This window comes from Telluria sp. RT2P19 (assembly GCF_059685725.1).
The window spans coordinates 108,034-132,562 of the sequence record NZ_JCASIL010000013.1; the positions used below are offsets into that span (position 1 = coordinate 108,034).

Sequence of the window (24,529 nt, forward strand, 5' to 3'; positions counted from 1 at the left end):
AAGCCCACACGCCCAGGCCACCCGGCATGAGGCCACAGGCACCGGGACCGGCACCGGCGCTGGCGCTGGCGCACCGCGCCGCCGCAGCTGGCGCCGGCATCCGACACCGGTTCTCCTCACCTGCAGGTAGTAGTCCCGGTGGCAAGATTGTCGCTGGCGATGGTGCACAGGCCGAGGGCGCCGCTTTCCATTCCCACGCCGTTTGTCATCAGGTCATCGTCCGCGCCGTACAGGGCAAGGCCGGCGCCGTCCAGGCCGACGTGCCGCTGCGGCTATCGAGGCGACCACGGCGTCGAGGTCATGGCAGATCGTGTTGTCGATCATGCTATGCGCCAGCAGGATCGCCATCAGAGCACGCGTCATAGGAGAGCGTGCCTGTCTCGTGTCGAAGAGCAGAAATTACCGGATGATGTGTGCTGGTGAGGTGGGGCGGGCCATACGAAGAGTGACGAATGTTCCCGGCGCAGAGACCGTTGGCAGCCTGGTCGAGTTGCTAGACGTGGCGCGAGAGAGGGGCAACAGCTTCTGGAGGCCACATGCCTAGGTGAACGGTCGCATGAGCAAGAAGTGCAGGCGGAAAGAAAAATGGCTCAGAAATTCTTCTGAGCCATTCTCTTGAAACAGTTGGTGCGGCTGGCAGGAATCGAACCCACGACCCCTTGGTTCGTAGCCAAGTACTCTATCCAGCTGAGCTACAGCCGCCCGAGGCACGCATTATAGCAGCATGTGACGTAATGGCAAAGCCGGGTGTTGGCGCGGTCGGCGCAGGCTCGTCGGAGCGTTGTGAGCGCCTCGGGTCCGCCCACGGCCGTGCAGCGCTCAATCGCTCTTGTACTGGTTACGCCTGGCGCGGCACCGGCCCCCGCTCACCGAGCGCTCCGGGTGCGGGACCGTATCGCGGTCATGGGTCCATACAACGACTGCCGTGACAGTCCTGGCAAGCGCTGGCGCTGCAAGCATGGTCAGTCTCGACGGACGGATATTCAGCGAAGGGGGGAGATCAGTATGATGACAGATAAAAAAATGGCTCAAAATTTCTTTTGAGCCATTCTCTTTAAAACGGTTGGTGCGGCTGGCAGGAATCGAACCCACGACCCCTTGGTTCGTAGCCAAGTACTCTATCCAGCTGAGCTACAGCCGCCCGAGGCACGCATTATAGCGGGATGTGGCGAGTTGGCAAAGTGCTGGTCGCCATCATCTGGCATCCGAACCTGCCTGCTCGACGGCCCGGGCCACCTTCCACTGGGCGCTTCTGCCTCTCATGGCAACACGCGCTCGACGCGTGGCGCCGCGACAAGCGAGAACTTCACATGAATATCGTTGATCTAAGGTGGGGGGAGTCCGACCGGTGCAGGCCAGTCGTCCGGGCCATTCCCCCGAGGTAATCGGCTGTCCGAAGCGAGGCATCATTGCGCACGATATGGTGCCCTACACCGTCGAGCACACGCCGGATGTGCGTGGCTTCTCGCCCGGGTGAGACGGCGAGGCCGCCAATCTCCAGATGCGGTGGCGAACCATTGAACGCTGCCCTCGAGCGGCTTGTCGAGGTTGCCTGGGGCGGCGACTGGTCTGACGGCCTCCCGGCTGCGGAGGATCTGATCGACATGTATCGCGTGACGTATGACGCGAGGTCGCGACCCATGCTCGCCATCGATGGAGCAGCCATCTCCGCGGCGCGCGCCACGATTGCCGATTCGACAGCAAAATCGGAGGCTGTGGCCGCAAGCCGCAAGCCGCAAGCCGCAAGCCGCAAGCCGCAAGCCGCCCAGCCGCCGGCTGCCGTCTCGCGTGAACACGAAGAGCGAAAAGAAAAATGGCTCAGAATTTCTTCTGAGCCATTCTCTTTAAAACGGTTGGTGCGGCTGGCAGGAATCGAACCCACGACCCCTTGGTTCGTAGCCAAGTACTCTATCCAGCTGAGCTACAGCCGCCCGAGGCACGCATTATAGCGGCGCTTATTCATCTTGGCAAAGGCTCATCGGGAAATTCTGCATCGGCGAGCTCAAACGAGGCATTACCGGGCAAGTGCATGCGCCAGCGCCTCGATGATCACCCGATCATTGGGATTGCACAGGAGCGTGGGCAGTCGGTCTTGCGGCGCCAGGTGCACGGCCTGGCTTTCCCATCCCATCAGCGCCGGATTGCCACCGACCCGCCGCGCCAGGTAATAGCGGGTATAGGTAAGCGTCCGTGGGCAGTCGACCAGGTGCGCCACGATCTGGACGCGCAAGCCGGATTCCTCGAAGGCCTCGCGAATCGCCGTGGCCTGCAGGCTGACGCCGGGATCGACCCGGCCTTTCGGGAAGGTGGCGTCGTAGCCGCCAAACCGGTTCGACGGCGCCACCGCCCACACCCGGCCATCGTCTTCCACGATCACGACTCCGGCGGCCGGGAATGTCGACCGTGGCAGCGCAAAATCCGGCTCGACGATGTCGGCCTGGCCCGCGACGCCGGCCCACTCGGCATGCGTGGCCGGCACGTCCAGCCATGGCGCGAACGGCACGCCGTTCAAGGCCTGGGGCAGGGCGCCAAGCGGAATCACGGTCGCCAGCTGCGCCGGGTCGTGCCAGGCGCCGGGTGCGGTAGGCAGCGACGGTGTCGAAATCAGCACGGGATCGCCGCGCTCATCGGGTTGCGGGTGATGGACGGTGTCGATGTTCATGGCGGGATGGCGGCGGAAGTGGCGTGGCTGGCAGAATGGCAGGCCCAATGCAATAAGGGCACTTCTTGCGAAGTGCCCTTATCTGAAGAAGGTTGGTGCGGCTGGCAGGAATCGAACCCACGACCCCTTGGTTCGTAGCCAAGTACTCTATCCAGCTGAGCTACAGCCGCCCAATGCAGGCATTATAGCGAGACGACGCCGTCTTGGCAAAGGTTCATTGCCAAATTGCGTATCGGGCAAGCAAAGCCGTTTCCGGCCGAGCCGGGCCGGCAAAGGAAAAGGAAAAGGGCCAGATCTCGCGATCTGGCCCTTCGTATTTTCTGGTGCGGCTGGCAGGAATCGAACCCACGACCCCTTGGTTCGTAGCCAAGTACTCTATCCAGCTGAGCTACAGCCGCCCGAGACAGGCATTATAGCAGCGGCTTGTCATTTCTGGAAGACTCAAAATATTTCACGCCGGCAAATTCCTCTGGTAGATTTGGCGGAACAATACTTCATTGGATCGCTATGCCGGGTGTTACCTCCGCCGCCTTCGCAAGGCCGCTGCGCTTCGTACTGCTGCTGTGCCTGGCCACCCTCATCGCTGCCAGCATGCCCGCCGACGCCGCCCAGCGCAGCCTGCGTTTCGAACGCCTGTCGGTCGACGACGGTTTATCGCAGCATTCGGTGATCAACATCCTGCAGGACCGCCAGGGCTTCATCTGGTTCGGCACCCAGGCCGGCCTGCACCGCTTCGATGGCTACCGGATCAATGTGTATCGCAACGTCACCAACGATCCCGCCAGCCTCCCCGACAATTATGTATCGGCTTCCTATGAGGATCCCGATGGCTACCTGTGGTTTGGCACCAAGGGCGGGCTGGCGCGCTACGATCCGGCGACCGGCCGCTTCCAGCGCCATGCGCTGCTCGACGCCGGGCGCAGCGTACGGCGTTCGGTGGTAGCCATCGTCCCCGGGCCGGATGGCGCATTGTGGTTGGCGACCACCGACGGCGTGCTGCGCTTCGATCCGGCCACCGGGCGCCACCAGGCCCATGTGCACGACCAGGAAGCGCGCTCCAGCCTGCGCGACAACCGCGTCAACGCGCTCGCCTTCGACAATGCCGGTGGCTTATGGGTCGGCACGGCCTCGGGCCTGGACCGCATGGATCCACGCAGCGCGCACTTCACGCATTTCGCGGTCGCGCCGCCGGCGGACACCAAGCGCAACACCGTACTGGCGCTGTCGATGGGGCCGCGCGACACGCTGTGGGTTGGCACCGCGTCGGGACTCGAAGCCTGGCGCATGGGCGAGGGTGAGCCGCGGCGCCAGCGCATGCGCGCGGCCGACGGCATGGGCGACGTGCACGTCAGGACTCTTTACCACGACGGCGGCGCCCAGCTGTGGGTCGGCACCGAAAACGACGGCCTCAAATGGCGCGATCCTTCCAGCGGCCGCTTCATCAGCTACCGCAACGCGACGCAAGATCCGCACAGCCTGTCCGACAATCAGGTGCCGGCGGTGCTGGTCGACCGTACCGGCACCCTGTGGGTCGGTACGTACTTCGGCGGCATCAACCGCACCGACCTGGCCAGCGGCGGCTTCGCGCGCTATGGCGACACGGAAGGCATCGGCCGCGCCCGGGTGCGCGCCATCACCGATGCCGCCGATGGCCACCTGTGGATCGGCACCGTCAGCGACGGCCTGATCCTGCTCGACCCGGCAACCCGCCATGCCACACGCCTGAAGGCCGGTGCACTGCTCGGCGACCGGGTGACTGCGCTGGCGCGCGCACGCGGGCGGCTGTGGATCGGCACTGCGACCGGCCTGCTGTGGCGTGCTCCCGACGGGCGCATGGGACGGGCGGCGCTGGGGCCGGGGCCGAACGCGAACCACGTGCAGGCGATCCGCGCCGGCCACGACGGCACCCTGTGGGTGACGACCCGCGACGGCCTGTCGGCGCTGGAGCCCGGCCATGAAACCACGCGCACCTGGCGCAACAATCCACTCGACCCGACCAGCCTGGGTGACAACTACGGCCGCGCGCTGCTCGAAGACCGGCACGGCGTCGTGTGGATCGGCACCGAGTCGGGCCTGGAAAGGTTCGACCGCGCCCTTGGTACCTTCACCCGCTTTCGCAACGATCCGGCCGACCCGGGCAGTCTGCGCCACAGCCGGGTGAACTACCTTTACGAATCGACCAAGGGTGCGCTGTGGGTGGGCACCGCGGGCGGCCTGCACTGCATGATGCGCGACGGCCAGCGCACCTGGTTCCGTTTCTATCCCTTCGCCGACGCCGAGGTTGCCCCGTCGATCGGCGCCATCCTGGAGGACGATGACGGCAATCTGTGGGTCAGCACCACGGCCGGCATCACGCGCGTCGATCCGGTGAACGGCCAGACCAAGAGCTACACGGCCAAGGATGGCTTGATCGACGGTTCGTATTTCGTCGGATCCGGCTGGCGCGGCGCGAATGGCCAACTGCATTTCGGCGGCATCAGCGGCATGACGTCGTTCCATCCGGCCGACGTGCGCGACAATCCGTTCCCACCCACGGTTGCGATCACCGACCTGCTGGTGCTGAACCGCTCGCGCGCGATCCCCGACCTGCCCACGCGGCGCGAGATCACGCTGTCGCACCGCGACACCGTGTTTACCCTCGAATTCGCGGCGCTGCACTACGCCGACCCGCTCGGCAACCGCTATGCCTACCAGCTCGAAGGCTTCGACCAGAGCTGGGTGGACACCAATGCCAGCCGCCGCTTCGCGACCTATACCAACCTCGATCCGGGCCGCTACGTGTTCCGGGTCCGCGCCAGCAACAAGGACGGGCTGTGGAGCCAGGAGCCCGTCGCGCTGGCGATCACGATCACGCCGCCGTACTGGAAGACCTGGTGGTTCCGCACGCTGGTCGCCGCGACGGTGCTGGCGCTGTCCTACCTGGCCTATCGGATGCGGGTGCGCGCGCTGGTCGAGCAGAAGGGGCTGCTGGCGCGCGAGGTCCACGCCCGCACCGCCGAACTACTGCTGCAGAAAGAAGCGGCCGAGCGCGACAAGCGCGAAGTCGAGCGCCAGAAGGAATCGGTCGAGCGGGCGCACCGCAACATCGCGCTGCTGTCCGACATGGGGCGGGTCCTGACCGCCAACCTGGACAACGAAGCGATCATGGGCACGCTGTACCAGCACGTGGCGGCGCTGATGGATGCGCCGGTATTCGCGGTAGCGTTATGGCGCCCCGAGCGCGAGACGCTCGAGCTGCCGTATGCGGTGGTGGTCGGACGGCGCCTGGCGCCGCGCGAACTGCGCTTCGATCCCGCGCGCCACCTGCTGTCGTGCTGCGTGGCCGAGGGCCGTGACTTCCTCATGGCCGACGTGGAGGCTGAACTGCCGGGCTGCCTGGCGCAGCTGGTGAGCGCGCTCGACGCGGTGGCGGTCGAGGCTGCCGCCGCCCAGCCGCCGCGTTCGCTGCTGTGCGTGCCGGTGACGGCCGGTGACCGCGTGCTGGGAGCGGTCACGGTGCAGAGCCGCGAGCCGGGGGCTTACGGCCAGGTCCACCTCGACATGCTGGGCACCCTGGCCGCCTATGTCGGGGTGGCGATGGACAATGCCGATGCCTACCACCGGCTCAAGGAAACCCAGGCCCAGCTGGCGGCGCAGGAGAAGATGGCCTCGCTCGGCTCGCTGGTGGCGGGCGTGGCCCACGAATTGAACACCCCGATCGGCAACAGCCTGCTGATGGCCAGCACCCTCCAGGAACGCACCAGGGCGGTGGGCGCGCGCTTCGCGCAGGCCACGCTCAAGCGCTCCGACCTCGAAGACTATATGGCGGCCTCGCGCGAAGCCTCGGAACTGATCGTGCGCAGCCTGCACAACGCGGCGGAACTGGTCAGCAGCTTCCGCCAGGTCTCGGTCGACCAGGCCAGCGCCCAGCGCCGCCGCTTCGACCTGGCCCAGGCCTGCCACGAGATCGCGGCGACCCTGATGAACACGGTGCGCCTGGCCGAGCACCGCCTGGTGCTCGAGGTGCCGGCGGGGATCGTGATGGATGGTTTCCCGGGTCCGCTGGGCCAGGTATTGATCAACTTCGTCAACAACGCGATGCTGCACGCCTTCGAGGGGCCGGGCGGCACGATGACGATCGGCGCCGTGGCGCTCGAGGGGCGGGTGACCATTTCCTTCCGTGACGACGGACGCGGCATCGACGCGGCCCATCTCGGCCGCATCTTCGATCCCTTCTTCACCACCCGCATGGGGCAGGGCGGCACTGGCCTGGGCCTGAACATCGTCTACAACATTGTCACCACCTTGCTAGGGGGCACGATCCGCGTCGACAGCACGGTAGGCGCCGGCACGGTATTCGTGCTCGACCTGCCGCTGCGGGCGCCGGATGCGCCTGCAGGGGTGGCTTGAGCCGGTCCGATTCAGGCGCCGCGCATCAGACCACGTTCGTCGGCGCGCCAGCGCGCCAGGCCTCGATATTATCGACCAGCATATCGGCCAGGGTCTGCATCGCGCCGGCGCTGGCCCAGGCCACGTGCGGGGTCAGGATGAAGTTCGGCAGGCGCAGGCCGAGCAATGGATTGCCGGACGAGGGCGGCTCTTTGCTCAAGACGTCGAAGCCGGCGCCGATGCGGCCCTCCATCAGCACGTCGGCCAGCGCCGCTTCGTCGACGAGGCCGCCGCGCGCGGTGTTGATCAGGAGCGCGCCTGGTTTCATGAGGCCCAGTTCGCGCGCGCCGATCAGGTGGCGGGTCTGCTCGGTGAGGGGCAGATGCAGGCTGACGACACTCGACGTCGCCAGCAATTCGTCCAGCGCGAGCTCGGTCACGCCCGGCTCGCCGATCGGCGAGCGCGACGTGGCGACCACTTCCATGCCGAAGGCGCGCGCGATGCGCGCGACCTGCTTGCCGAGCGCCCCGTAGCCGACGATGCCGAGCCGGCTGCCGGACAAATCGCCGATCGGGTGGTCGAGCAGGCAGAAGCGGCTCGAGGTTTCCCATTTGCCGGCTTCGACGTCGAGGGCGTAGGCGCGCAGGTTGCGGCGCAGCGCCAGCATCAGGGTGAAGCAGTGTTCGGGCACCGAGACCAGTGAATAATCGCGGATGTTCGACACCACGATGCCGCGTTCGCGGCAGGCGGCCAGGTCGACGTTGTCGGTGCCGGTGGCGGCGATGGCGACCAGTTTCAGGTCGGGCAGCCGCGCGATGGCGTCGGCGCGCAGCGGGACCTTGTTGGTGATTGCGACGGTGGCGCCGGCCAGGCGTTCCACGACCTCGTCCGGGCCGGTGCCCGTGTAATCGTGCCAGTCATGTGCGAAGCCGGGTACGCGCACATTGGCTTGCAGGCTGTCGCGGTCGAGGAAGACGATACGGTCCATGATGTCCTTTGGCTGCAGGCAAAACCTTATTGTAGAGCAGACGTGGCAAAAGACAGGAAGGCCTGTCTTTTGCATGGGAGCGGCGCCGCATGCGGCGCCGCGGTAGTGCGGATATGGTGGGGCTCGAGCCGGCTTCTGACGAGGGCCTCGAGCCGGGGATTACTTGGTCTTGGCGACGCTGTCGGCTTTCGCTTCGGCCTGGTCGGCCTTGGCTTCGGCCTTCTTCTCGGACGCTTTTGCTTCGGCCTTGGCCACGTCGGCCTTGGCTTCGGCGTTGGCCTTCTCTACCTTCTCGTCGGCCTTGGCGACTTCTTTCGCGTGCTTGGCGTCGGCCTTGGCGGCGTCTTTGGTGGCCTCGACCTGGGCGCCGGTGGTGGCGGCAGGCGTCTGGGCGAACACGGAAGTAGCGAACAGACCAGCGATCAGGGTAGCGGCGATTTTGCTCATGGTGTCATTCCTTTATGGTGGTTTGAAACTCTGTCGATCTCGGATGGGGCTTTCGTGAGTGTTCCCCGTGTTACTGAGCTGATAACGGGTGGCGATACGGCCCAGTTGACGCGATTTACATCCGCTTACATTTGTCGTTTCCACCACGTCCAGCGTTCGCTGCCGTACAGTGTGAGAGACGAGGCGGTAATAGGCTGTGGTTAATGGGTTTCAGGAGTTTCTCCATGCCAGACGCACTCAAAGTCTATAAAGCCAAGCGCAATTTCGCGATCACGTCCGAACCGGCCGAGGGTGGTTCGCCAGGCCTGGATGCCTTGACCTTTGTCATCCAAAAACATTGGGCCAGCCGCCTGCATTACGATTTCCGGCTCGAGCTCGACGGCACGATGAAAAGCTGGGCCGTGCCGAAAGGGCCCAGCTATGACACGCACGACAAGCGCATGGCGGTGCATGTCGAGGACCATCCGATCTCGTATGCCGATTTCGAGGGCACGATTCCGGCGAAGCAATATGGCGCCGGTAAAGTCATTATTTGGGACAAGGGCACCTGGGAACCGCTGGAAGATCCGCACAAGGGCTTTGCCAAGGGCAGCATCAAGTTCGAGATGCATGGCCACAAGATGCGCGGACGCTGGACCCTGGTGCGCATGAAGGGCCGCGGCGACGAGAAGCAGGAGCCGTGGCTCCTGATCAAGGAGAAGGACGAGTACGCGCGCTCGTCCGAAGAATTCTCACTGGTCGACGAGATGCCGGACAGTGTCAAGAACCTGCCGATGCCGGAACGGGCGCAGCGCAAGGTCGAGGCCTTGCGCGAGGAAGAACAGGAACAGGCGCCGGGGCCGAAAAAGGGCACGGCGGCAAAGAAGGCGGCGGCCAAGCCTGCGGCGGCCGGCAAGAGCAGGCCCGCCGCCAAGGCGAAGGCCGCTGCGGCGGCATCCGGCAAGGCCGCGCTGCCCGAGACGTTCTCGCCCGAGCTGGCCACGCTCGTCGACGCGCCGCCACCCGACCCTGAGAACTGGGTGTTCGAGGTCAAGTTCGATGGCTACCGCATGCTGGCGCGTATCGAGGCCGGCGCGGCGCGGCTCATCACGCGCAATGCCAACGACTGGACCGACAAGCTGCTGCCGCTCAAGCTCGAGCTCGAGCGCATGAAGCTGCCCGACGGCTGGTACGACGGCGAGATCGTGGTCCATGACGACAGCGGCAAGCCCGATTTCGGCAAGCTGCAGCTGGCCTTCGATGGCAAGCATGCCGAGGCCATCGAATTGTTCCTGTTCGACGTGCCGTATTTCGACGGCCACGACCTGCGCGAGCTGCCGCTGGTCGAGCGCCGCGGCCTGCTCGAGCAGCTGCTGGCGAAAAAAACATCGGACAAGGTGCGCTTCTCGGCCGAATTCGGCAGCAACCCGGATGAACTGGTGGTTGCCGCCTGCAAGATCGGCCTGGAAGGCGTGATCGGCAAGCGCCGCGATTCACGCTACGTGTCGCGCCGCTCGCCGGACTGGATCAAGCTCAAATGCGGGCTGCGCCAGGAATTCGTGATCGGCGGCTTCACCGATCCCAAGGGCTCGCGCACCGGCATCGGCTCGCTGCTGCTCGGGACCTATGACGAACAGGGCGTGCTGCGCTACGCGGGCAATGTCGGCTCGGGCTTCAACCATTCGTCGCTGGCGTCGATCGCCAAGAAGCTGGACAAGCTGCGTAGCGCCGACAGCCCGTTCCCGCCGCGCGCCGTCCCGGGCCGCAAGCACCACTGGGTCAAGCCGGTGCTGGTGGCCGAGGTCAGCTTCTCGGAGTGGACCAGCGCCGGCGCGGTGCGCCACCCCGTGTTCCAGGGCCTGCGCGACGACAAGCCGGCCAAGGGCATCACCCGTGAAAAGGCACAGCATATGGACGAGATGGCGGGCAAGGACGAAGCAGAACCGGTCGCGGCGCCCGGCAAGCTGCCGGCGACGATGAAGGTCACCAACGGCGAGCGCGTGATCGACAAGGAGAGCGGCGCCACCAAGCTCGACTTGATCCGCTATTACGCGCTGGTCGGCGAGCTGATGATGGAGCACCTGAAGGGGCGCCCGGTATCGCTGGTGCGCGCGCCGGAGGGCGTGGGCGGCGAGCTGTTCTTCCAGAAGCATGCCGACGTGCGCAAGATGCCCGGCCTGCGCCACCTGGACGGGGCGCTCGACCCCGATCACCCGCCGATGCTGGAAGTGGCGAGTGTGGAAGGCATCCTGTCGTCGGCGCAGTGGAACGTGGTCGAAATCCATACCCAGAACGCGCTCAAGGGCACGTACGACAAGCCGAACCGCATGGTGTTCGATCTCGACCCGGGCGAGGGCGTCGACTGGCCGGCGATGCAGGAAGCGGCGCAACTGATGCGCGCCTTCCTCGAGGAGCTGGGCTTGCCGGCCTTCCTGAAGACCAGCGGCGGCAAGGGCTTGCACGTCGTGGTGCCCATCAAGGGTGGCCACGACTGGGATACCGTAAAAGGGTTTTCGCAGGCGATCGTGCACCATATGGCGGCCACCTTGCCCGAGCGCTTCGCTTTCAAGAGCGGGCCGAAGAACCGGGTCGGCAAGATCTTCATCGATTACCTGCGCAACGGCCAGGGGGCCACCACCGTCGCGGCCTGGTCGGCGCGGGTGCGGCCGGGGCTGGGGATCTCGGTGCCACTGCGCTGGGAAGAGCTGGCCGGCCTGAAATCGAGCACGCAGTGGACCGTGGCCAATGTGCACACGCGGCTGGACGAGGGCAATGCACCGTGGGAAGGCTATGCCAAGGCGGCCAAGACGCTGACCAAGGCGATGAAGGCGCTTGGCTTCGAGTACTGAGCAAAAAGGCGCCGATCTGATGAGTTAACCCGACAGTGGCCGAGACCGGCGCGAATGGAAAAGGTTCGCATACCAATGCGAACAGCGCCTGGAAAAAAGCCGCCACACCGGAACTGGCGGTCCGGGTGGCGGCAAGGGGGCGGCGCCTATGGCTTAGTCGATGTTGCGGCCCAGCGCCTTGAGCGCGGCGCGCACGCCGCGGCCATAGGCCGGATCGGCCAGGTCGAAGTGGCGCAGCTGGCGCTGCAGGATGTCCTCGTCCACCTGGCTCAGCGGGCCGGCCAGGTTGTCGCACAGGTTCTGGCGCGCCTGGGCGTCCATCAGGCGGAACAGGTTGCCGGCTTGCGTGTAATCGTCTTCCCGGCCCCGGAAGTCGAAACGGCCGGCATCGCCGTCCAGGGCGAGTTCACGCTCGCCGTGGCCCATGCCGGTGGCGCCGGCGCCTACGCTGTTCAGGCGGTGGTAGTTGCGCGCCGCGCCGCCATTGGCGATTGCCATCGCGCCGTCACGCTGGTGGTTGTGGACCGGGCAGCGCGGTGCGTTCACCGGCAGGTGCTGGTGGTTGGTGCCGACCCGGTACAGCTGGGCGTCGTGGTAGCCGAACAGGCGTCCCTGCAGCATCTTGTCCGGCGAGTAGCCCAGGCCCGGCACCACGTTGGCCGGCGAAAACGCGGCCTGCTCGACTTCGGCATGGTAGTTCTGCGGATTGCGGTTCAGCTCCAGCACGCCGACCGGCTGCTTCGGGAAGTCGCCATGCGGCCAGACCTTGGTCAGGTCGAACGGATTCCAGCCGGTGCGGGCACTCCAGGCGTCCAGTTCCTCGGCAGTGGCGACCTGCACCTGGACGTCCCACTGCGGGAAATCCTGGTTGGCGATCGCATTGAACAGGTCGCGCTGGGCGTGGTCGGGGTCGGTGCCCGCGATGCGCGCGGCATCGGGCGCGGAGAGGTTCTTGATGCCCTGGCGGGTCTTGAAATGCCATTTGACGTAGACGCGCTCGCCCTGTTCGTTGATCAGGCTATAGGCATGGCTGCCGAAGCCGTCCATATGGCGGTAGCCATCCGGCGTGCCGCGGTCCGAGAACAAGATCGTCACCTGGTGCAGGCTTTCGGGCGCATTGCTCCAGAAGTCGAACATCATATTGGCTGACTTGAGGTTGGTCTGCGGATCGCGCTTCTGGGTGTGGATGAAGTCCGGGAAGTTGATCGGGTCCTTGATGAAGAAGACCGGCGTGTTGTTGCCGACCAGGTCCCAGTTGCCTTCCTCGGTATAGAAGCGCAAGGCGAACCCGCGCGGATCGCGTTCGGTGTCGGCGCTGCCTTTTTCGCCGCCGACGGTCGAGAAGCGCAGGAACACCGGGGTCTGCTTGCCGACGTTGGCAAACAGCTTCGCCGCCGTGAGGCCGCTGATGTCATGGGTGACGGTGAAGCTCCCGTAGGCGCCCGAACCCTTGGCGTGCACCACGCGCTCAGGGATGCGTTCGCGGTTGAAGTGCTGGAGCTTTTCGATCAGGTGGAAGTCCTGCAGCAGCAGCGGGCCGCGCGGGCCGGCGCTCAGTGAATTCTGGTTGTCGGCCACCGGGATGCCGGAAGCGGTGGTGAAGCGTGGTTGAGTCATAGGAATCTCCTTATTGCTGACGAAACATCAATAAGGAGATTCTATCCAAAATCTAGCAAATACGAAAGTTTTTGAATTTATTGCTGTGATAGTTTTTATAAATCCAGCAAAAACGATAGCGATCCATGGGTTGCCAGTTAGTTGCCGTTCTTGAAGATGCCCCGGATGTTCATCGCCATCAACGCCAATTGAAGCGTAATGAGGGCCCAGGCTTCGTCGTGCCAGCCCCAGGCGATCCACATCACATTGCTGAGGATAAACATCCAGAAGCCGAACACGCGCCGTTCGGCGCGCTGGGAGCCGATCAGGAAGGCGGCGTACAGGCTGACCACCATGGCCGGCCATTGAAGAAGGTCGATCAGTCCATCCATTCTCACGCCGCCTTCCTGCGCGGCGGAGCCTTCGCGGTGGCCCTGGCGGGCGCCTTCTTCGCGCTCGCCTTCCTGGCGGCCGGCTTTGCAGCCGGCTTGGCCGCGGATTTGCTGGCCGTCGCGCGACCCGACTTGGCGGCGCTGGTGCGGCTGCCTGAACCGGCCGACGCCTTGCGTGCACGCGGTGCATGGACCTCGTCGTCGTCGTCGTCGTCCGCGGGTTTGCGCGACTTGCGTGGCGGCGGATCGTCGTCATCGTCGTCGTCATCTTGCAGCGCCGCCAGCGCGGCCCTGGCCGGCTTCTTGCCCAGGCTGGCCTGGAGCAGGGCGACCAGGTCGATGACCTTGCCGCTCGTGCGCTTTTCTTTCTCGGGCTCGGGCTGGGTGATGGTCTTGGTCTGCTTCGCCTTGATCTTCTTCTTGACCATGGCCAGCACGTCTTCGCGGTAGGTGTCGTGGTACTGCTCCGGCTCCCAGTCCTCGCTCATGCCCTCGACCAGCGCCATCGCCATCTTGAGTTCCTTGACGGTGACGGCGGCGGTCTTCGAGTCGGGCGAGGGAATCTTGAGTTCGCCCGCGTCGCGCATCTCGTCCGGATAGCGCAGCGTGTTGAGCACGATGGTGTCGCCCACGCACACCAGCGCCGCCAGGTGCTGCTTGACGCGGATGACCACGCGCGCGATGCCGATCTTGCCGGCCTCGCGCAGGGTCTCGCGCAGCAGGGCGTAGACCTTGGCGCCGCCCTTGCCGGGCGCCAGGTAATAGGGCTGGTCATAGTAGATCAGCGGCACCTGGTCGGCGTCGACGAAGGCCTGGATGTCGATCGTCTGGGTCGCCTCGGGGTTGGCGCGGCGCAGGTCTTCGTCGGACAGCACGACGTATTCGCCGCTTTCGTATTCGTAGCCCTTGACGATGTCGTCCCACGCCACTTCCTTGCCGTTGCCCTTGTTGTAGCGCTTGAAGCCGACCGGCGAAAAATCACGCCGGTCGAGCATCGTCAGGTCCAGCCCCTTGCTCTCGACCGCGGTGTACATATCGACCGGAATGTGCACCAGCCCGAAACTGATCGCTCCCTTCCACATGCTGCGCATGGCTGCCCTCCCTTTTCTGTGATCAGCCGACCGAACCGGTAATCGGCAGCACGATGCCGGTGATATAGCTCGAACATACGGGCGAGGCCAGGAACACATAGGCCGGCGACAGTTCTTCAGGCTGGGCCGGGCGCTTGTAGTCGGTGGCGGCGCCGAATTCCTTCAGTTGCTCGGGCGGCTGGTCGGCCGGATTCAGCGGAGTCCAGACCGGGCCCGGCGCCACCGCGTTGACGCGGATGCCTTGCTCGATCAGGTTCGAGGCCAGCGACATCGTGAAGGCGTGGATCGCGCCCTTGGTGGCCGAATAGTCCAGCAGCTTCTTCGAGCCCTGCAGGCCGGTGACGGAGCCGGTATTGATGATCGCCGCGCCGCGCTTCAGATGGGGCAGGGCTGCCCGCGCCATATGGAAGTAACCGAAGATATTGGTGCGGAACGTCTCTTCCAGCCGTTCCTCCGTGATGTCGAGCAGCGACTCGGCATGCTCCTGGAAGGCCGCGTTATTGACCAGCACATCGACGCGGCCGAACGCGGCGACCACCTTCTCGACGGCATCGTTGCAGAAGGCGGCGTCCTTGACATCGCCCGAAATGGTCACGCAGCGGCGGCCCTCGGCCTCGATGCAGCGTTTCGTTTCCTCGGCGTCCTCGTGTTCGTTCAGGTACATCACGGCCACGTCGGCGCCTTCGCGCGCGAACAGCACCGCGACCGCACGGCCGATGCCGGAGTCGGCGCCGGTCACGATGGCGCTCATCCCTTCCAGCTTGCCGCTCCCCTTGTAGCCCTCGGCCATGAATTTGGGCTTGAGTTCCATCTGGGCCTCGATGCCGGGCTTGGCCAGGTGCTGGTCGGGCATCGGGGTTTCGGGTTGGTTGACGCCGGTCTGCACCGCGCCCTTGTCGTCATCGCCGCCCTTCTGCATACTGCCATCCAACTGGTCCTGGCGGCTCTGGATGGCCTTTTGCTTGTTCGCCACGTCGTCTTGCTGTCCCATCGTGCTCTCCCATGAATGTACAATCGATCTGGAGAGTATTGGGCGCACGCATCCAGGCTTCGGTGCGGTCCCACACACAGCGCTGCGGTTATGGCACACTCGCGAGGGAAACATGCCGTATCGATAATTTCTGGAAACGTTTTGGAGGATGGGGATGGGAGCAGAAGGCGCACGCAGGGACCCGGTGGTCGACGAATACAGCTGCCTGTTCGTCAACCCGGTCGGCCAGCGCCGCGCCGATTTCCAGAGCGCCTGCGCCGGTGTGTTCGCGCAGCTGCGGGTGGCGGCCGGCGCCGAACAGGCGCGCGGCCTGCTGGCGCGCGAACCGGTTGACCTCCTGATCCTTGACCTGGAGCGCTGCGAACTGGGCATCGACCTGGCGGCGCTGGGCGCCCTGGTGGCCGAGCGCGAAGGCAAGCCGACCCTGGTCCTGTGCCCATTCACCAATGCGCGCTGGCTGCCGGCCCTGATGGATTTCGGCCCGATCGACTACGCCATCGGTCCGCTGCGCGCGCAGCAGACGCGCGCGCTGCTCGACGCCCGCCTGCGCGCCGGCTTCGCGCCGCCTGGCCCGCCCAGCCCCGCCGAGGAAGAGTTGCGCATGCTGCTGGCGCTGCGCGCCGCCAGCCAGGAGGCGCTGGGCGACGCCGACGACAGCGTACGCTTCGCCGAGCGCCTGTGCGCGGTGCTTTCGCGCTGGCCTGGCGTGGTGCACGCTGCCCTGTTCCAGCACCGCGACGGCGACCTGCACCTGGAAGCCGAGCAGGGCGTGGCCGGCCTGCACCTGATGCTGCTGCTCAAGTACGAGGGCCGCCTGCTGCAGTCGCCGCTACGCCATGCCTTCCCCGGCCTGTTGGCCGCGGCCAGCGGTGAATTCACCCTCCTCGACGCACCCGACAAGGCCGGCGAGCCCGAGCTGGCGGCGGGCCTGGAGCGCTTCGGTGCGCGCATGGTGGTCGGCCTGCCGATCCCGGGACAGGGACCGGGTGGCCCGCGCGGCTCGCTGTGCCTGTTGTTCGACCACGCGCGCACTTTTTCGCACGCGCAGCTGAAGGCGCTCGGCGACCTGGCCCACCTGGCCGGCCATGGCCTGCGCGTGGCCGAAGTCACGCGCGAGAACGAGGCGTTGCTGGCGCGCGTGACGCATTTGGCCACCACCGACGCCCTGACCGAGGTCGCCAACCGCCGCCACGGCGAGCACCTGCTGGAGCAGGAAATCAAGCGCGCGCGCCGCTACCGCCTGCCACTGGCGCTGGTGGCCTTCGACATCGACCGCTTCAGCCAGGTCAACGACAGCTTTGGCCATCCGGTGGGCGACATCGTGCTGCGCACCGTGGCCGAGACCGCGCGCGCGCTGCTGCGCTCGAGCGACGTGCTGGTGCGCGCGGGCGGCGAGGAATTCCAGGTGATCGCGCCGCATACCAGTGCGATCGACGGCCTCAAGCTGGCCGAGAAGCTGCGCGCCGCGATCGAGCAGGTCGAGATCCCGGGCTGCGACCATGTGACGATCAGCCTGGGCGTGGCCCAGCTCGGCGAGAGCGAGAGCGGCGATTCGCTGGCGGTGCGGGTCAATGCCGCGCTGGGCCGCGCCAAACGCGCCGGCCGCAACTGCGTCGAGCTGGCGATGTCCTGAGCGCTTTCGGTGCGGCTGGACCGCGCCGGTGCGGGCGCGCCGCCATTGCGCCGCCGATCCGCTCTGCAGCGCAGCCGGTACGGGGGCAGATCGGGCGCCCAAGCGGGGCATCCCCGACTGGCGCGCATCGCGCTTTTTGAACAGGCATGCGCGATGCCGACCCCTTGCGATCTTTCCACCACCATGCCCGCCTGGCACGCCAGCCTCGCGTTGGGCTTCGCGCGCGGCGGCGCCACCACGCGCCTGGTGCGGCGCGCCCACCGCGGGCCCGGAAGGCCCTGTAATCCAAGGGTCCCGCCACCTGCCATGTGATCCTCGTCCATCCACCCGGCGGCGTGGTCGGTGTCGACAGCCTCGAGATCGCGCTCGGCGCCGGCGCCGGCTTACAAGCCCGACCCTTGCAAGCCGATCCTTGGAACCCGGCCCTTCACTCACCCGGCTGGCGCACACCCTGTCCTTGCAGGCGCGCGCCGGCCTGGCCGCCGCCGCGCTGGCCGTGGCGCTGCCCGCGGCCGCCCACCGCGGACACGAGCATGGCGGCAGCGGCTTCCTGGCCGGCCTGCTGCATCCGGCGAGCGGGTCGACCATCTGCTGGCGCTGCTGGCGCTGCTGGCGGTCGGCCTGCGGAGCCGCCAGCCGCGCCACGGCGAGGTGCTGGTCCCGAGCTTCCTGGTGATGATGGCGCTTGGCGCCGCCGGCAGCGGCGGATGCCGGGCGCTGGAACTGTCGATCGTCGCCACCCTGGTCCTGCCGGGCTTGCTGGCCGCATGCCCGCCACGCCTGCAGCGGCGGGTGCCGCCGCAACTGGCGGTAGTGACGGTCGGCGCCTGCGCCTTCGTGCACGGGCTGGCGCATGGCGATGAATTTGGCGGCTGGCGAGCGGCGCCGGCTTTCTCCTGGCGAGCCTGGCGCGGAAGCCGCTGGGCGCGGCGCCGGCCGAGCGCATGCGGCGCGCGCTGGGCGCGGGCATCGGCGTGGCGAGGGTATGGCTGGTGGCTGGCGGGCGGAGGCGGGCAGGTGCTTGGCAAGCTCGCTGAGCGCATATCGATATGCGGTAAATATGCTACGCTAGCGGTCTTTCAATCAGGCATTTAGCCAGGCAAGAACCATGCTTCAGTGGTTGCGGCAATACCGGCGCGGTGCGCTGCCGGGCGATATCAGCGCCGGCATCGTGGTGGCGATGATGATGATCCCGCAGGGCATGGCCTATGCGCTGGTGGCCGGGCTGCCGCCGGTGGTCGGGATCTACGCCAGCATCTTCCCGCCGCTGCTGTACGCCCTGTTCGGCACCAGCAGCACCCAGTCGGTCGGGCCGATGGCCATCATTTCCCTGATGACGGCGTCCACCCTGGCGCCGCTGGCCACGCCCGGCTCCGGACTGTATGGCGTGCTGGCGGCCCAGCTGGCGCTGATGTCGGGCTTGGTGCTGCTGGCCTGCGGCCTGCTGCGCATCGGTTTTCTCGCCAATTTCTTCTCGCGTCCAGTGATGAGCGGCTTCACCATCGGCTCGGCGATCGTCATCGCATGGGGGCAGCTGGCGACCCTGGCCGGCGGTCCGCTCGACCTCGACTTCGTGGCGCATTGGCCCACGCATCTGCCCAGCCTCGCGCTGGGCCTCGGTTCCTTGGTGCTGCTGGTGGCGGCGCGCAACTGGCTCGCGCCACTGCTGCGCTGGCTGCGCGTCAATCCGGTAGTGGCCGACATCGGCGCCAAGCTGGCGCCGATGTTCGTCGTGCTCGGCGCCACGGTGCTGGTGCCGCTACTGGGACTGGAGCGGCTCGGCGTGGCCACCACCGGGGCGGTGCCGGCCGGACTGCCGGGGCTGAACCTCGCCACGTCCAGCGGCCACTGGCAGGCCTTGCTGCAGCCGGCGCTCTTGATCGGCTTCATGGTGTTCTTGATCAGCATGTCGGGCGCGCAGGCGCTGGCGCTCAAGCGCGGCGGCGAGAAGCTCGCCAGCAACCGCGAGCTGGTGGGCCTGGGCGCGGCCAATCTCGGCAGCGCCTTGACGGGCGGCTTCCCGGTCACCGGGAGCATTTCGCGTTCGGCCGTGAACTTCGCCGCCGGCGCCAATACCCAACTGGCCAGCATGATCACGGCCGGCCTGCTGGCCCTGGCCCTGGTGGCGCCGACCGGCTGGCTGGCCCTGCTGCCGCTGCCGACCCTGGCGGCGACCATCATCGTGGCGGTGCTGGGCATGCTCGATTGGTCGACGCTGCGCACCGCCTGGCGCTATGACCGCGCCGATGCGTTGGCCTTGCTGGCGACGGCCGGCGGCGTGCTGGTGCTGGGGGTGGAAGCGGGCGTGCTGGTGGGCGTGGTGCTGTCGATGGGGGCGCTGATCTGGCGCGCCAGCCGGCCGCACATCGCGGTGCTGGGCCGCATCCCCGGCTCCGAACATTTCCGCAACGTCGAACGCTATTCGGCCGAGACCACGCCTGGTTTACTGATGCTGCGGGTCGATGCCGGCCTGTTCTTCGGGAACGTCGAGGCGGTGACCGAACGTATCGACGAGGAACTCGGGCAGCATCCTGCGACCGCGCACCTGGTGCTGGTGCTGTCGGCGGTGAATGCGATCGATACCTCGGCCATGTTCGGCATGCAGGAGCTGAATACGTCGCTGCGCCAGCGCGGCGTGACGCTGCATCTGGCCGAAGTGAAGGGGCCGGTGATGGACCGGCTCAGGGACAGCGACCTGCTCGGACAGCTGAACGGGCAGGTGTTCCTGAGTGCGGCGAATGCCTGGGACAGGCTGGCGGGATCGAGCGCGGCGGGCCGGCCGTCGCCCGCCGCTTAGCATCAGGCGCGCTTGCGCTGGGCGGCGGCGCCGTCCTTGTCCTTGGGGGCGAGTTCGATCGGCGCCGCATTCTCGGGGTAGAGGGCGGTGACGTCCTTGTACACGGCGCGGATCGCCTCCATGTCGCGGTCGATGTCGCCCGACAGTTCGAGCGTCTCGGTCACGCGCAATTCTTTTTTCTTATAGTCGAAACTGACCAGCAGCAGCGGCACGTTGGCGATGCGCGCCAGGTGATAAAAGCCGCTCTTCCAGTGGGGGCGGTAGCCGCGCGTGCCTTCCGGCGTGATGCCGACCCAGCACCAGTTTTCTTGCAGCATTTGCTGCGCCAGTTGGCGCGTGGCGCCCATCGGCGCGCGCCGGTCGACCGCGATCCCGCCCCAGTAGCGCATCAGGCGTCCTACCGCACCGCGAAACAGCGAGTCCTTGGCCAGCCAGCGAAACGGCGTATCCAACGCCCACTTGGCCACGAGCCCGATGGGGAAGTCCCAGTTCGAGGTGTGCGGGTAGACCACGGCGATGCCGTGCGGACCGGGAAGTGGCTTGAAATAGACTTTCCAGCCGAACAGTTGCAGCACACGCAGCGCGGTACGCTGGCGCAGGGTGGGCAGGGCTTCGGGATGCTGCAGGTAATCGGTCATCTGGTCTCCGGTGCGGCATCATGAAGTGTTGCCAAGGGAATTCTCATTACGCGGAAGAAAATCGAGCGTGCGATTCTAGCCGGAGCGGGTAGGGGGGACAAGCAAAAATACTGGTGCCAGGTATGTGCTGTGGTTATCATGCCGCTGTTCGAACGACAAGCCAATAGCAACCCGACACCATCCGTTATGACAATGCTTATCAAGATCTACCATAATCCGCGCTGCGGGACGTCGCGCAACACCCTGGCCGCCATTCGCGAAACGGGCCATGAACCGGAAGTGATCGACTACCTGGCCAATCCACCGACGCGCGAGGCCCTGGCGGGCATGATCACCGCTGCCGGACTGCAGCCGCGCGATGCCGTGCGGCGCAAGGAAGCGTTGTATGCCGGGCTGGCGCTCGACCGGCCGGAGGTGACCGACGCGGCTCTGCTCGACGCGATGGTCGCCCATCCAATCCTGATCGAGCGGCCCTTCGTGGTCACGTCGAAAGGCGTGCGCCTGTGCCGGCCGTTCGAGCGCGTGCGCGAGATCCTCTGAATTACCTGACGCTATAGCCTACGCTAACCACGCTGACGACGCCGGACATGGCCGCCCGCGGCACGGCGCGGGCCGCCGCATCGCTCATGCTGGTCGAGGTGAGGATGATCGACACCGTGGCATTCAAGCCCGACGGCCCGCCGCCATCCGGCGCACTCACCGTCATACGGGCCGGCGCGCTGAATGCGGATGGCCGAGAGGATGCCGCACCCGACTGTGCAACAGCAGGCGCGCCGTCAGGATGCTTGAAACCCGGTCCCGAAGAAGGCGTGCCGGCGAAGGTGGCGAGCATGAAGTCCTCCGGGACCGGCATGCCGAATGCAAAACCGTCGGACCGCGCCCCTGCGCGCTGCGCGGCGACATCGACGGCATCGTCGGATGCGGCGGCGACGCCGGACGCAATCGCAAGGACGGCGGAGAGCAGCAGCTCGGCGCCAAAACGGTTGAGGGCTGGGTGCATGGCTGACTGGATGTTCACGGCGCTGGCACGCGCTGAGTCGATGACCGCAGCAATGGTAACAAGATAAATTGATGTGTGGAAATGATCGAGACCTGCAGTTGCAAGTGCGCAACGCACTGCACGGCATCCGGATAGGTGCCAGGGAGGCCTTCAGGGAAGGCGCCAGGAGGGCATCAGGGAGGCGCCACCGGCAGCGCCCCGATATCCGCCTTGCGCACCGGCTTGGTCCCGGTGCTGGCGCTCTCCGCCGGCGGCGATTCCGCCGGCACGCCCTGGCCGATCGCAGGCGACCCCGGCTTCAGGCGGAAGTCCGGCGTGCCGGTCGTGGTGTAATCGACGAATTGTGGCGGTTCGCTGATGCTGCCCGTATGCTCACGGCCCGGTGAGAGCTTCCAGTCGTCTCCGGCATTCTGGTAGACGAGGTTGTTGCGGAAGCTGTTGTGCTCGCCAATGGCGCCCTGTTCGAGTATGCCGTGCCCATTGTCATAGACGATGTTGTTGCTCACGTGGGTATGGTCGTTGGGTCCCTTGCTGTGATAAAACTCGCCGCCGCCGACGACGATGCCGCTGCCCGAGGCGGCCACCGTATTGCCGCGCACTGTCACGCGGTTGGCGTCGTGCCACAGGTGGATGCCGGCGCCCGATACGCGATAGATGACGTTGCTGCGCACGCTCGCCCTGGTGCTGACATAAATACCGTGCATGTAGCGGCAACCGGGCGGGCCGATATCGTGCACGTGGTTGCCGATGGCGGCCACGTCCGTACCCTTGTAGTAGCTGTCAATGCCGATGCCGGCGCCGCCCTTGGGCTCGCACGGCACGTCGTTGCCGATATGGTGGATGCGGTTGCCTTGCACGGTATTGTGCGAGCCGCCGTTGTAGATGCCACTGAGCCATTTCATGCCGCTCTGGTACTGCGTGCCGTCGATCTCGAAGCCGGTGATGTCGATGTAGTTGGCGCGGTTGTCCCAGGCCGCGCTCTGGCGCGCGTCAAGCGGCGGCACGATCCTGGCGCCCCAGCGCTCGCTGCTCTGGAACACGATGCGCGCCTCGGGCGTGCCGCTGGTGGCGGTACGGACGCCGCCCGAGTAGATGCCGGGCGCCACGTGCACCGTGGTGCCGGGCGTGGCCACCTGGGCCGCGCGCGCCAGTGTGCGGAAGGGTTCGGCGCGCGTGCCTGGATTGCTGTCGGAGCCGCTGGGCGCGAGGTAGAGATGGGTGCGCACCAGTTCGGGCACCACGAGCTCTTGGTGCCCGCCGTCGCGCAGGCGGCAGCCGGCCAGCAATGGCCCCGCCAGCAACGGGCAGGCCAGCAGCCAGAACAGGAGCAGGCGCACATCGATCGGGATCTTGGGCAGTGTCCGGGACATCGCATCCTCGTCATCGGGTCGGGTGACGAGACCAGTCTGACTCTCTTGAACGCGGGCGATGCCGGTTCGGTCAAACTCCTCCTTGAACATGCGCAATGCACGCATGGATGCGGGCCGCGAGGTCAGGCGGGCGCGACCACCACAGGCATATAGGTGTCGAGGAACTCCTTCGGCATGCGGCGCGGGCGGCCGCTACTGATGTCGATGCAGACCAGTTCCCAGCGCCCGCGCAGCACGGTGGCGCCGTCGCTGTCGCGCACCAGCTGGAAGCGGCGCTCCATCGACAGCTTGCCGTCGCCGCCGACCAGCCAGGTGGCCAGGCTCAGCGCTTGTCCCTCGAGCGTCGGCAACAGGTAATCATAGTTGCCGCGCCGGATTGCCATCGCGCGGTCCAGGCGCCGGTAATCGTCCAGCGACAGGCCGAGCCCTTCCGAGTGGGCCCAGCCGGCCTGTTCGCACCAGCGCACGTAGACGGCATTATTGGTGTGGTTCAGGCCATCGATGTCGCCGGCGTGCGGCACGACCGGCAAGATGAACGGTTGCGGATAATCCCAGTCCAATGCTATTTCCTCGGCAGCGCGGCCGTGGCCGCGAACCCGGGCATTGTACGGCAGCGTGCGCCGACGCGCCGGGCCGCGCCCAGCAACGATCTCATGAGGGCGTCAGGTTTACGATCTTTTTTTTGCTGTACCTGACAGATCCTCGACGTCATGCTCGAGCGTGGCAGCTTGCGCGGCGAATTCGCCAGCCGCGCCGCCTGCGAAGCCGCCGCTGTCCAGTTGCGCGGCGCGCTGCCGACGCCAAAAAGCCATGCGCGCCCTGGCACCACGCGGTCTGCATTCCGGTCGCGCGCGGCATGAAAGTAAAACAAGGCGCGCCGCTCACCTGGGCGTGCTGCTGCGCCACGCGCCGCTTGCCGGCGGCGGCGCCGACGGTGCATGGATCAGCGTGGCGGAACCATGCATGCCCGGCGCCGATCAGTCGGGCTTGAATTCCGCCTGGCCGGGGCAGCGAATCAGGCCGGCGCCGCCGCCGCCGCCAGCCTTGTCGAACAGCGCCGCACCGCCGCCTTCGGCACCGAACGGCCCGGGCTTCACCCCGCCGCCCGTGCGGCAATAGTATCTGCCATTCTTGCGAAAGCGATAGACGATGGTACCGTCCGGGGCGGTATAGCTTTCCGAGGTCAGGGTAAGCGAATCATCCTTGCGGGCGCCTTCGACGGCACTGGCAAAGCGCTTCCAGGGCGCGTCGGTCGGCGCGAGCGGCACCGGCTTGCCCTTGCGCAGTGCATGATCGGTGCCCGCCGCCGCGCGCCGGGCGCGTCCGGCCAGGCTCGCGTCGTCAAGCGCTGCGCCGTCCTGCGACGGCGGCATGGCAAGTAGGTCGGCATCGGGTTCAGGTTCAGGAGCAGGCTCCGCGGCGGGCGCATCGGCGGGAGCCACCGTGATGGCCTGCGGCTCGACACGATCGCGCGCAGGAGCGCGGCTCGCCGCCGGCGGCGTGGCGCGGGAGGGCGGCGCGGCAGGACCGGTGCGGGAAGGCGAGGCCGTGGGCGGCGCCAGCACCGGCACCACGAAGAACTCGCGCAGCGCCGGCGCGATGGACGGCTGCAGTCGCACGCCGGTGGCATTGAGCCACCACCATGCGAGCAACAGGTGCGCACCGAGCGTCGCCGCAAGCGGCCAGCCCGGCGCGCGGCGCGGCATGACACCGGCATCCATGCGCACT

At 66.6% G+C, this 24,529-nt stretch carries 18 protein-coding genes, 5 tRNA genes and 1 pseudogene; 7 read left to right on the forward strand and 17 right to left on the reverse strand.

The window, feature by feature from the left end:
- Positions 1 to 625 precede the first annotated feature (625 nt).
- From AC56KW_RS16870 to AC56KW_RS16895, 6 genes are all read right to left on the reverse strand, one after another.
- A tRNA-Arg gene (locus AC56KW_RS16870) sits at positions 626 to 702 on the reverse strand.
- A gap of 362 nt (positions 703 to 1,064) precedes the next feature.
- Positions 1,065 to 1,141, reverse strand: a tRNA-Arg gene (locus AC56KW_RS16875).
- A 713-nt stretch (positions 1,142 to 1,854) separates the two neighbouring features.
- Positions 1,855 to 1,931, reverse strand: a tRNA-Arg gene (locus AC56KW_RS16880).
- A gap of 83 nt (positions 1,932 to 2,014) precedes the next feature.
- Positions 2,015 to 2,662: an NUDIX hydrolase gene (locus AC56KW_RS16885; protein WP_497171835.1), complete on the reverse strand. Its 648-nt coding sequence runs from the start codon at positions 2,660 to 2,662 to the stop codon at positions 2,015 to 2,017.
- Positions 2,663 to 2,755: 93 nt separating this feature from the next.
- Positions 2,756 to 2,832: transfer RNA gene (locus AC56KW_RS16890), tRNA-Arg, on the reverse strand.
- Between the two features lie 151 nt (positions 2,833 to 2,983).
- Positions 2,984 to 3,060 (reverse strand) — tRNA-Arg (locus tag AC56KW_RS16895).
- Between the two features lie 109 nt (positions 3,061 to 3,169).
- On the opposite strand from AC56KW_RS16895, the gene AC56KW_RS16900 reads away from it, so the two are divergent.
- The gene (locus AC56KW_RS16900; protein WP_497171836.1) at positions 3,170 to 7,051 is read left to right on the forward strand and encodes a two-component regulator propeller domain-containing protein; all 3,882 of its coding nucleotides are present in this window, start codon (positions 3,170 to 3,172) and stop codon (positions 7,049 to 7,051) included.
- 25 nt (positions 7,052 to 7,076) lie between these two features.
- Here the strand turns inward: AC56KW_RS16900 and AC56KW_RS16905 are convergent, their stop codons facing one another.
- Entirely contained in the window at positions 7,077 to 8,018 is a 942-nt protein-coding gene (locus AC56KW_RS16905) for a D-2-hydroxyacid dehydrogenase (RefSeq protein ID WP_497171837.1), read from the reverse strand.
- A 159-nt stretch (positions 8,019 to 8,177) separates the two neighbouring features.
- Positions 8,178 to 8,465: a hypothetical protein gene (locus tag AC56KW_RS16910; RefSeq protein WP_497171838.1), complete on the reverse strand. Its 288-nt coding sequence runs from the start codon at positions 8,463 to 8,465 to the stop codon at positions 8,178 to 8,180.
- A gap of 224 nt (positions 8,466 to 8,689) precedes the next feature.
- Here AC56KW_RS16910 and ligD point away from each other — a divergent pair, with 224 nt between their 5' ends.
- Positions 8,690 to 11,293, forward strand: coding sequence for a DNA ligase D (gene ligD / locus AC56KW_RS16915; RefSeq protein ID WP_497171839.1), 2,604 nt, complete (start codon positions 8,690 to 8,692; stop codon positions 11,291 to 11,293).
- Positions 11,294 to 11,446: 153 nt separating this feature from the next.
- Here ligD and AC56KW_RS16920 read toward each other — a convergent pair whose 3' ends face one another.
- From AC56KW_RS16920 to AC56KW_RS16935, 4 genes are all read right to left on the reverse strand, one after another.
- Positions 11,447 to 12,910, reverse strand: coding sequence for a catalase (locus AC56KW_RS16920; RefSeq protein ID WP_497171840.1), 1,464 nt, complete (start codon positions 12,908 to 12,910; stop codon positions 11,447 to 11,449).
- A gap of 137 nt (positions 12,911 to 13,047) precedes the next feature.
- Positions 13,048 to 13,281, reverse strand: a complete 234-nt coding sequence (locus AC56KW_RS16925) for a hypothetical protein (RefSeq protein ID WP_497171841.1) — start codon at positions 13,279 to 13,281, stop codon at positions 13,048 to 13,050.
- A 2-nt stretch (positions 13,282 to 13,283) separates the two neighbouring features.
- The gene (gene ku / locus AC56KW_RS16930; protein ID WP_497171842.1) at positions 13,284 to 14,372 is read right to left on the reverse strand and encodes a non-homologous end joining protein Ku; all 1,089 of its coding nucleotides are present in this window, start codon (positions 14,370 to 14,372) and stop codon (positions 13,284 to 13,286) included.
- A 22-nt stretch (positions 14,373 to 14,394) separates the two neighbouring features.
- The gene (locus tag AC56KW_RS16935) at positions 14,395 to 15,363 is read right to left on the reverse strand and encodes an SDR family oxidoreductase (RefSeq protein ID WP_497171843.1); all 969 of its coding nucleotides are present in this window, start codon (positions 15,361 to 15,363) and stop codon (positions 14,395 to 14,397) included.
- Positions 15,364 to 15,517: 154 nt separating this feature from the next.
- On the opposite strand from AC56KW_RS16935, the gene AC56KW_RS16940 reads away from it, so the two are divergent.
- The 4 genes from AC56KW_RS16940 to AC56KW_RS16955 all read left to right on the forward strand — a co-directional run bounded on the left by AC56KW_RS16940 (position 15,518) and on the right by AC56KW_RS16955 (position 19,793).
- Positions 15,518 to 16,996, forward strand: a complete 1,479-nt coding sequence (locus AC56KW_RS16940; RefSeq protein ID WP_497171844.1) for a diguanylate cyclase — start codon at positions 15,518 to 15,520, stop codon at positions 16,994 to 16,996.
- A gap of 412 nt (positions 16,997 to 17,408) precedes the next feature.
- A complete protein-coding gene (locus AC56KW_RS16945) occupies positions 17,409 to 17,672 on the forward strand; it encodes a hypothetical protein (RefSeq protein ID WP_497171908.1) in 264 nt (87 codons plus the stop codon).
- On the forward strand, positions 17,618 to 18,091 hold the full coding sequence (locus AC56KW_RS16950) for a HupE/UreJ family protein (RefSeq protein ID WP_497171906.1): 474 nt from the start codon (positions 17,618 to 17,620) through the stop codon (positions 18,089 to 18,091). The genes AC56KW_RS16945 and AC56KW_RS16950 overlap by 55 nt, the downstream gene beginning before the upstream one ends.
- Positions 18,092 to 18,104: 13 nt before the next feature.
- Entirely contained in the window at positions 18,105 to 19,793 is a 1,689-nt protein-coding gene (locus AC56KW_RS16955; protein WP_497171845.1) for a SulP family inorganic anion transporter, read from the forward strand.
- Between the two features lie 2 nt (positions 19,794 to 19,795).
- Here the strand turns inward: AC56KW_RS16955 and AC56KW_RS16960 are convergent, their stop codons facing one another.
- Positions 19,796 to 20,431 (reverse strand): 1-acyl-sn-glycerol-3-phosphate acyltransferase, encoded by a 636-nt coding sequence (locus AC56KW_RS16960; RefSeq protein WP_497171846.1) that lies wholly within the window; start codon positions 20,429 to 20,431, stop codon positions 19,796 to 19,798.
- Between the two features lie 192 nt (positions 20,432 to 20,623).
- On the opposite strand from AC56KW_RS16960, the pseudogene arsC reads away from it, so the two are divergent.
- A pseudogene (gene arsC / locus AC56KW_RS16965) lies at positions 20,624 to 20,968 on the forward strand (arsenate reductase (glutaredoxin)); the annotation flags it as partial.
- A 4-nt stretch (positions 20,969 to 20,972) separates the two neighbouring features.
- Here arsC and AC56KW_RS16970 read toward each other — a convergent pair.
- From AC56KW_RS16970 to AC56KW_RS16985, 4 genes are all read right to left on the reverse strand, one after another.
- On the reverse strand, positions 20,973 to 21,548 hold the full coding sequence (locus tag AC56KW_RS16970) for a hypothetical protein (RefSeq protein ID WP_497171847.1): 576 nt from the start codon (positions 21,546 to 21,548) through the stop codon (positions 20,973 to 20,975).
- 56 nt (positions 21,549 to 21,604) lie between these two features.
- The gene (locus AC56KW_RS16975) at positions 21,605 to 22,801 is read right to left on the reverse strand and encodes a right-handed parallel beta-helix repeat-containing protein (RefSeq protein ID WP_497171848.1); all 1,197 of its coding nucleotides are present in this window, start codon (positions 22,799 to 22,801) and stop codon (positions 21,605 to 21,607) included.
- A gap of 122 nt (positions 22,802 to 22,923) precedes the next feature.
- Positions 22,924 to 23,361 (reverse strand): acyl-CoA thioesterase, encoded by a 438-nt coding sequence (locus AC56KW_RS16980; protein WP_497171849.1) that lies wholly within the window; start codon positions 23,359 to 23,361, stop codon positions 22,924 to 22,926.
- Positions 23,362 to 23,778: 417 nt separating this feature from the next.
- Complete coding sequence (locus tag AC56KW_RS16985) at positions 23,779 to 24,522, reverse strand: hypothetical protein (RefSeq protein WP_497171850.1); 744 nt, start codon at positions 24,520 to 24,522, stop codon at positions 23,779 to 23,781.
- Positions 24,523 to 24,529: the final 7 nt, after the last annotated feature.

What these genes read in the sequence shown, in the direction of transcription:
- AC56KW_RS16885 (WP_497171835.1), bottom strand. Translation starts at nt 2,662, where the DNA reads ATGAACATCGACACCGTCCATCACCCGCAACCCGATGAGCGCGGCGAT.
- AC56KW_RS16900 (WP_497171836.1), top strand. Translation starts at nt 3,170, where the DNA reads ATGCCGGGTGTTACCTCCGCCGCCTTCGCAAGGCCGCTGCGCTTCGTA.
- AC56KW_RS16905 (WP_497171837.1), bottom strand. Translation starts at nt 8,018, where the DNA reads ATGGACCGTATCGTCTTCCTCGACCGCGACAGCCTGCAAGCCAATGTG.
- AC56KW_RS16910 (WP_497171838.1), bottom strand. Translation starts at nt 8,465, where the DNA reads ATGAGCAAAATCGCCGCTACCCTGATCGCTGGTCTGTTCGCTACTTCC.
- ligD (WP_497171839.1), top strand. Translation starts at nt 8,690, where the DNA reads ATGCCAGACGCACTCAAAGTCTATAAAGCCAAGCGCAATTTCGCGATC.
- AC56KW_RS16920 (WP_497171840.1), bottom strand. Translation starts at nt 12,910, where the DNA reads ATGACTCAACCACGCTTCACCACCGCTTCCGGCATCCCGGTGGCCGAC.
- AC56KW_RS16925 (WP_497171841.1), bottom strand. Translation starts at nt 13,281, where the DNA reads ATGGATGGACTGATCGACCTTCTTCAATGGCCGGCCATGGTGGTCAGC.
- ku (WP_497171842.1), bottom strand. Translation starts at nt 14,372, where the DNA reads ATGCGCAGCATGTGGAAGGGAGCGATCAGTTTCGGGCTGGTGCACATT.
- AC56KW_RS16935 (WP_497171843.1), bottom strand. Translation starts at nt 15,363, where the DNA reads ATGGGACAGCAAGACGACGTGGCGAACAAGCAAAAGGCCATCCAGAGC.
- AC56KW_RS16940 (WP_497171844.1), top strand. Translation starts at nt 15,518, where the DNA reads ATGGGAGCAGAAGGCGCACGCAGGGACCCGGTGGTCGACGAATACAGC.
- AC56KW_RS16955 (WP_497171845.1), top strand. Translation starts at nt 18,105, where the DNA reads ATGCTTCAGTGGTTGCGGCAATACCGGCGCGGTGCGCTGCCGGGCGAT.
- AC56KW_RS16960 (WP_497171846.1), bottom strand. Translation starts at nt 20,431, where the DNA reads ATGACCGATTACCTGCAGCATCCCGAAGCCCTGCCCACCCTGCGCCAG.
- AC56KW_RS16975 (WP_497171848.1), bottom strand. Translation starts at nt 22,801, where the DNA reads ATGTCCCGGACACTGCCCAAGATCCCGATCGATGTGCGCCTGCTCCTG.
- AC56KW_RS16985 (WP_497171850.1), bottom strand. Translation starts at nt 24,522, where the DNA reads ATGGATGCCGGTGTCATGCCGCGCCGCGCGCCGGGCTGGCCGCTTGCG.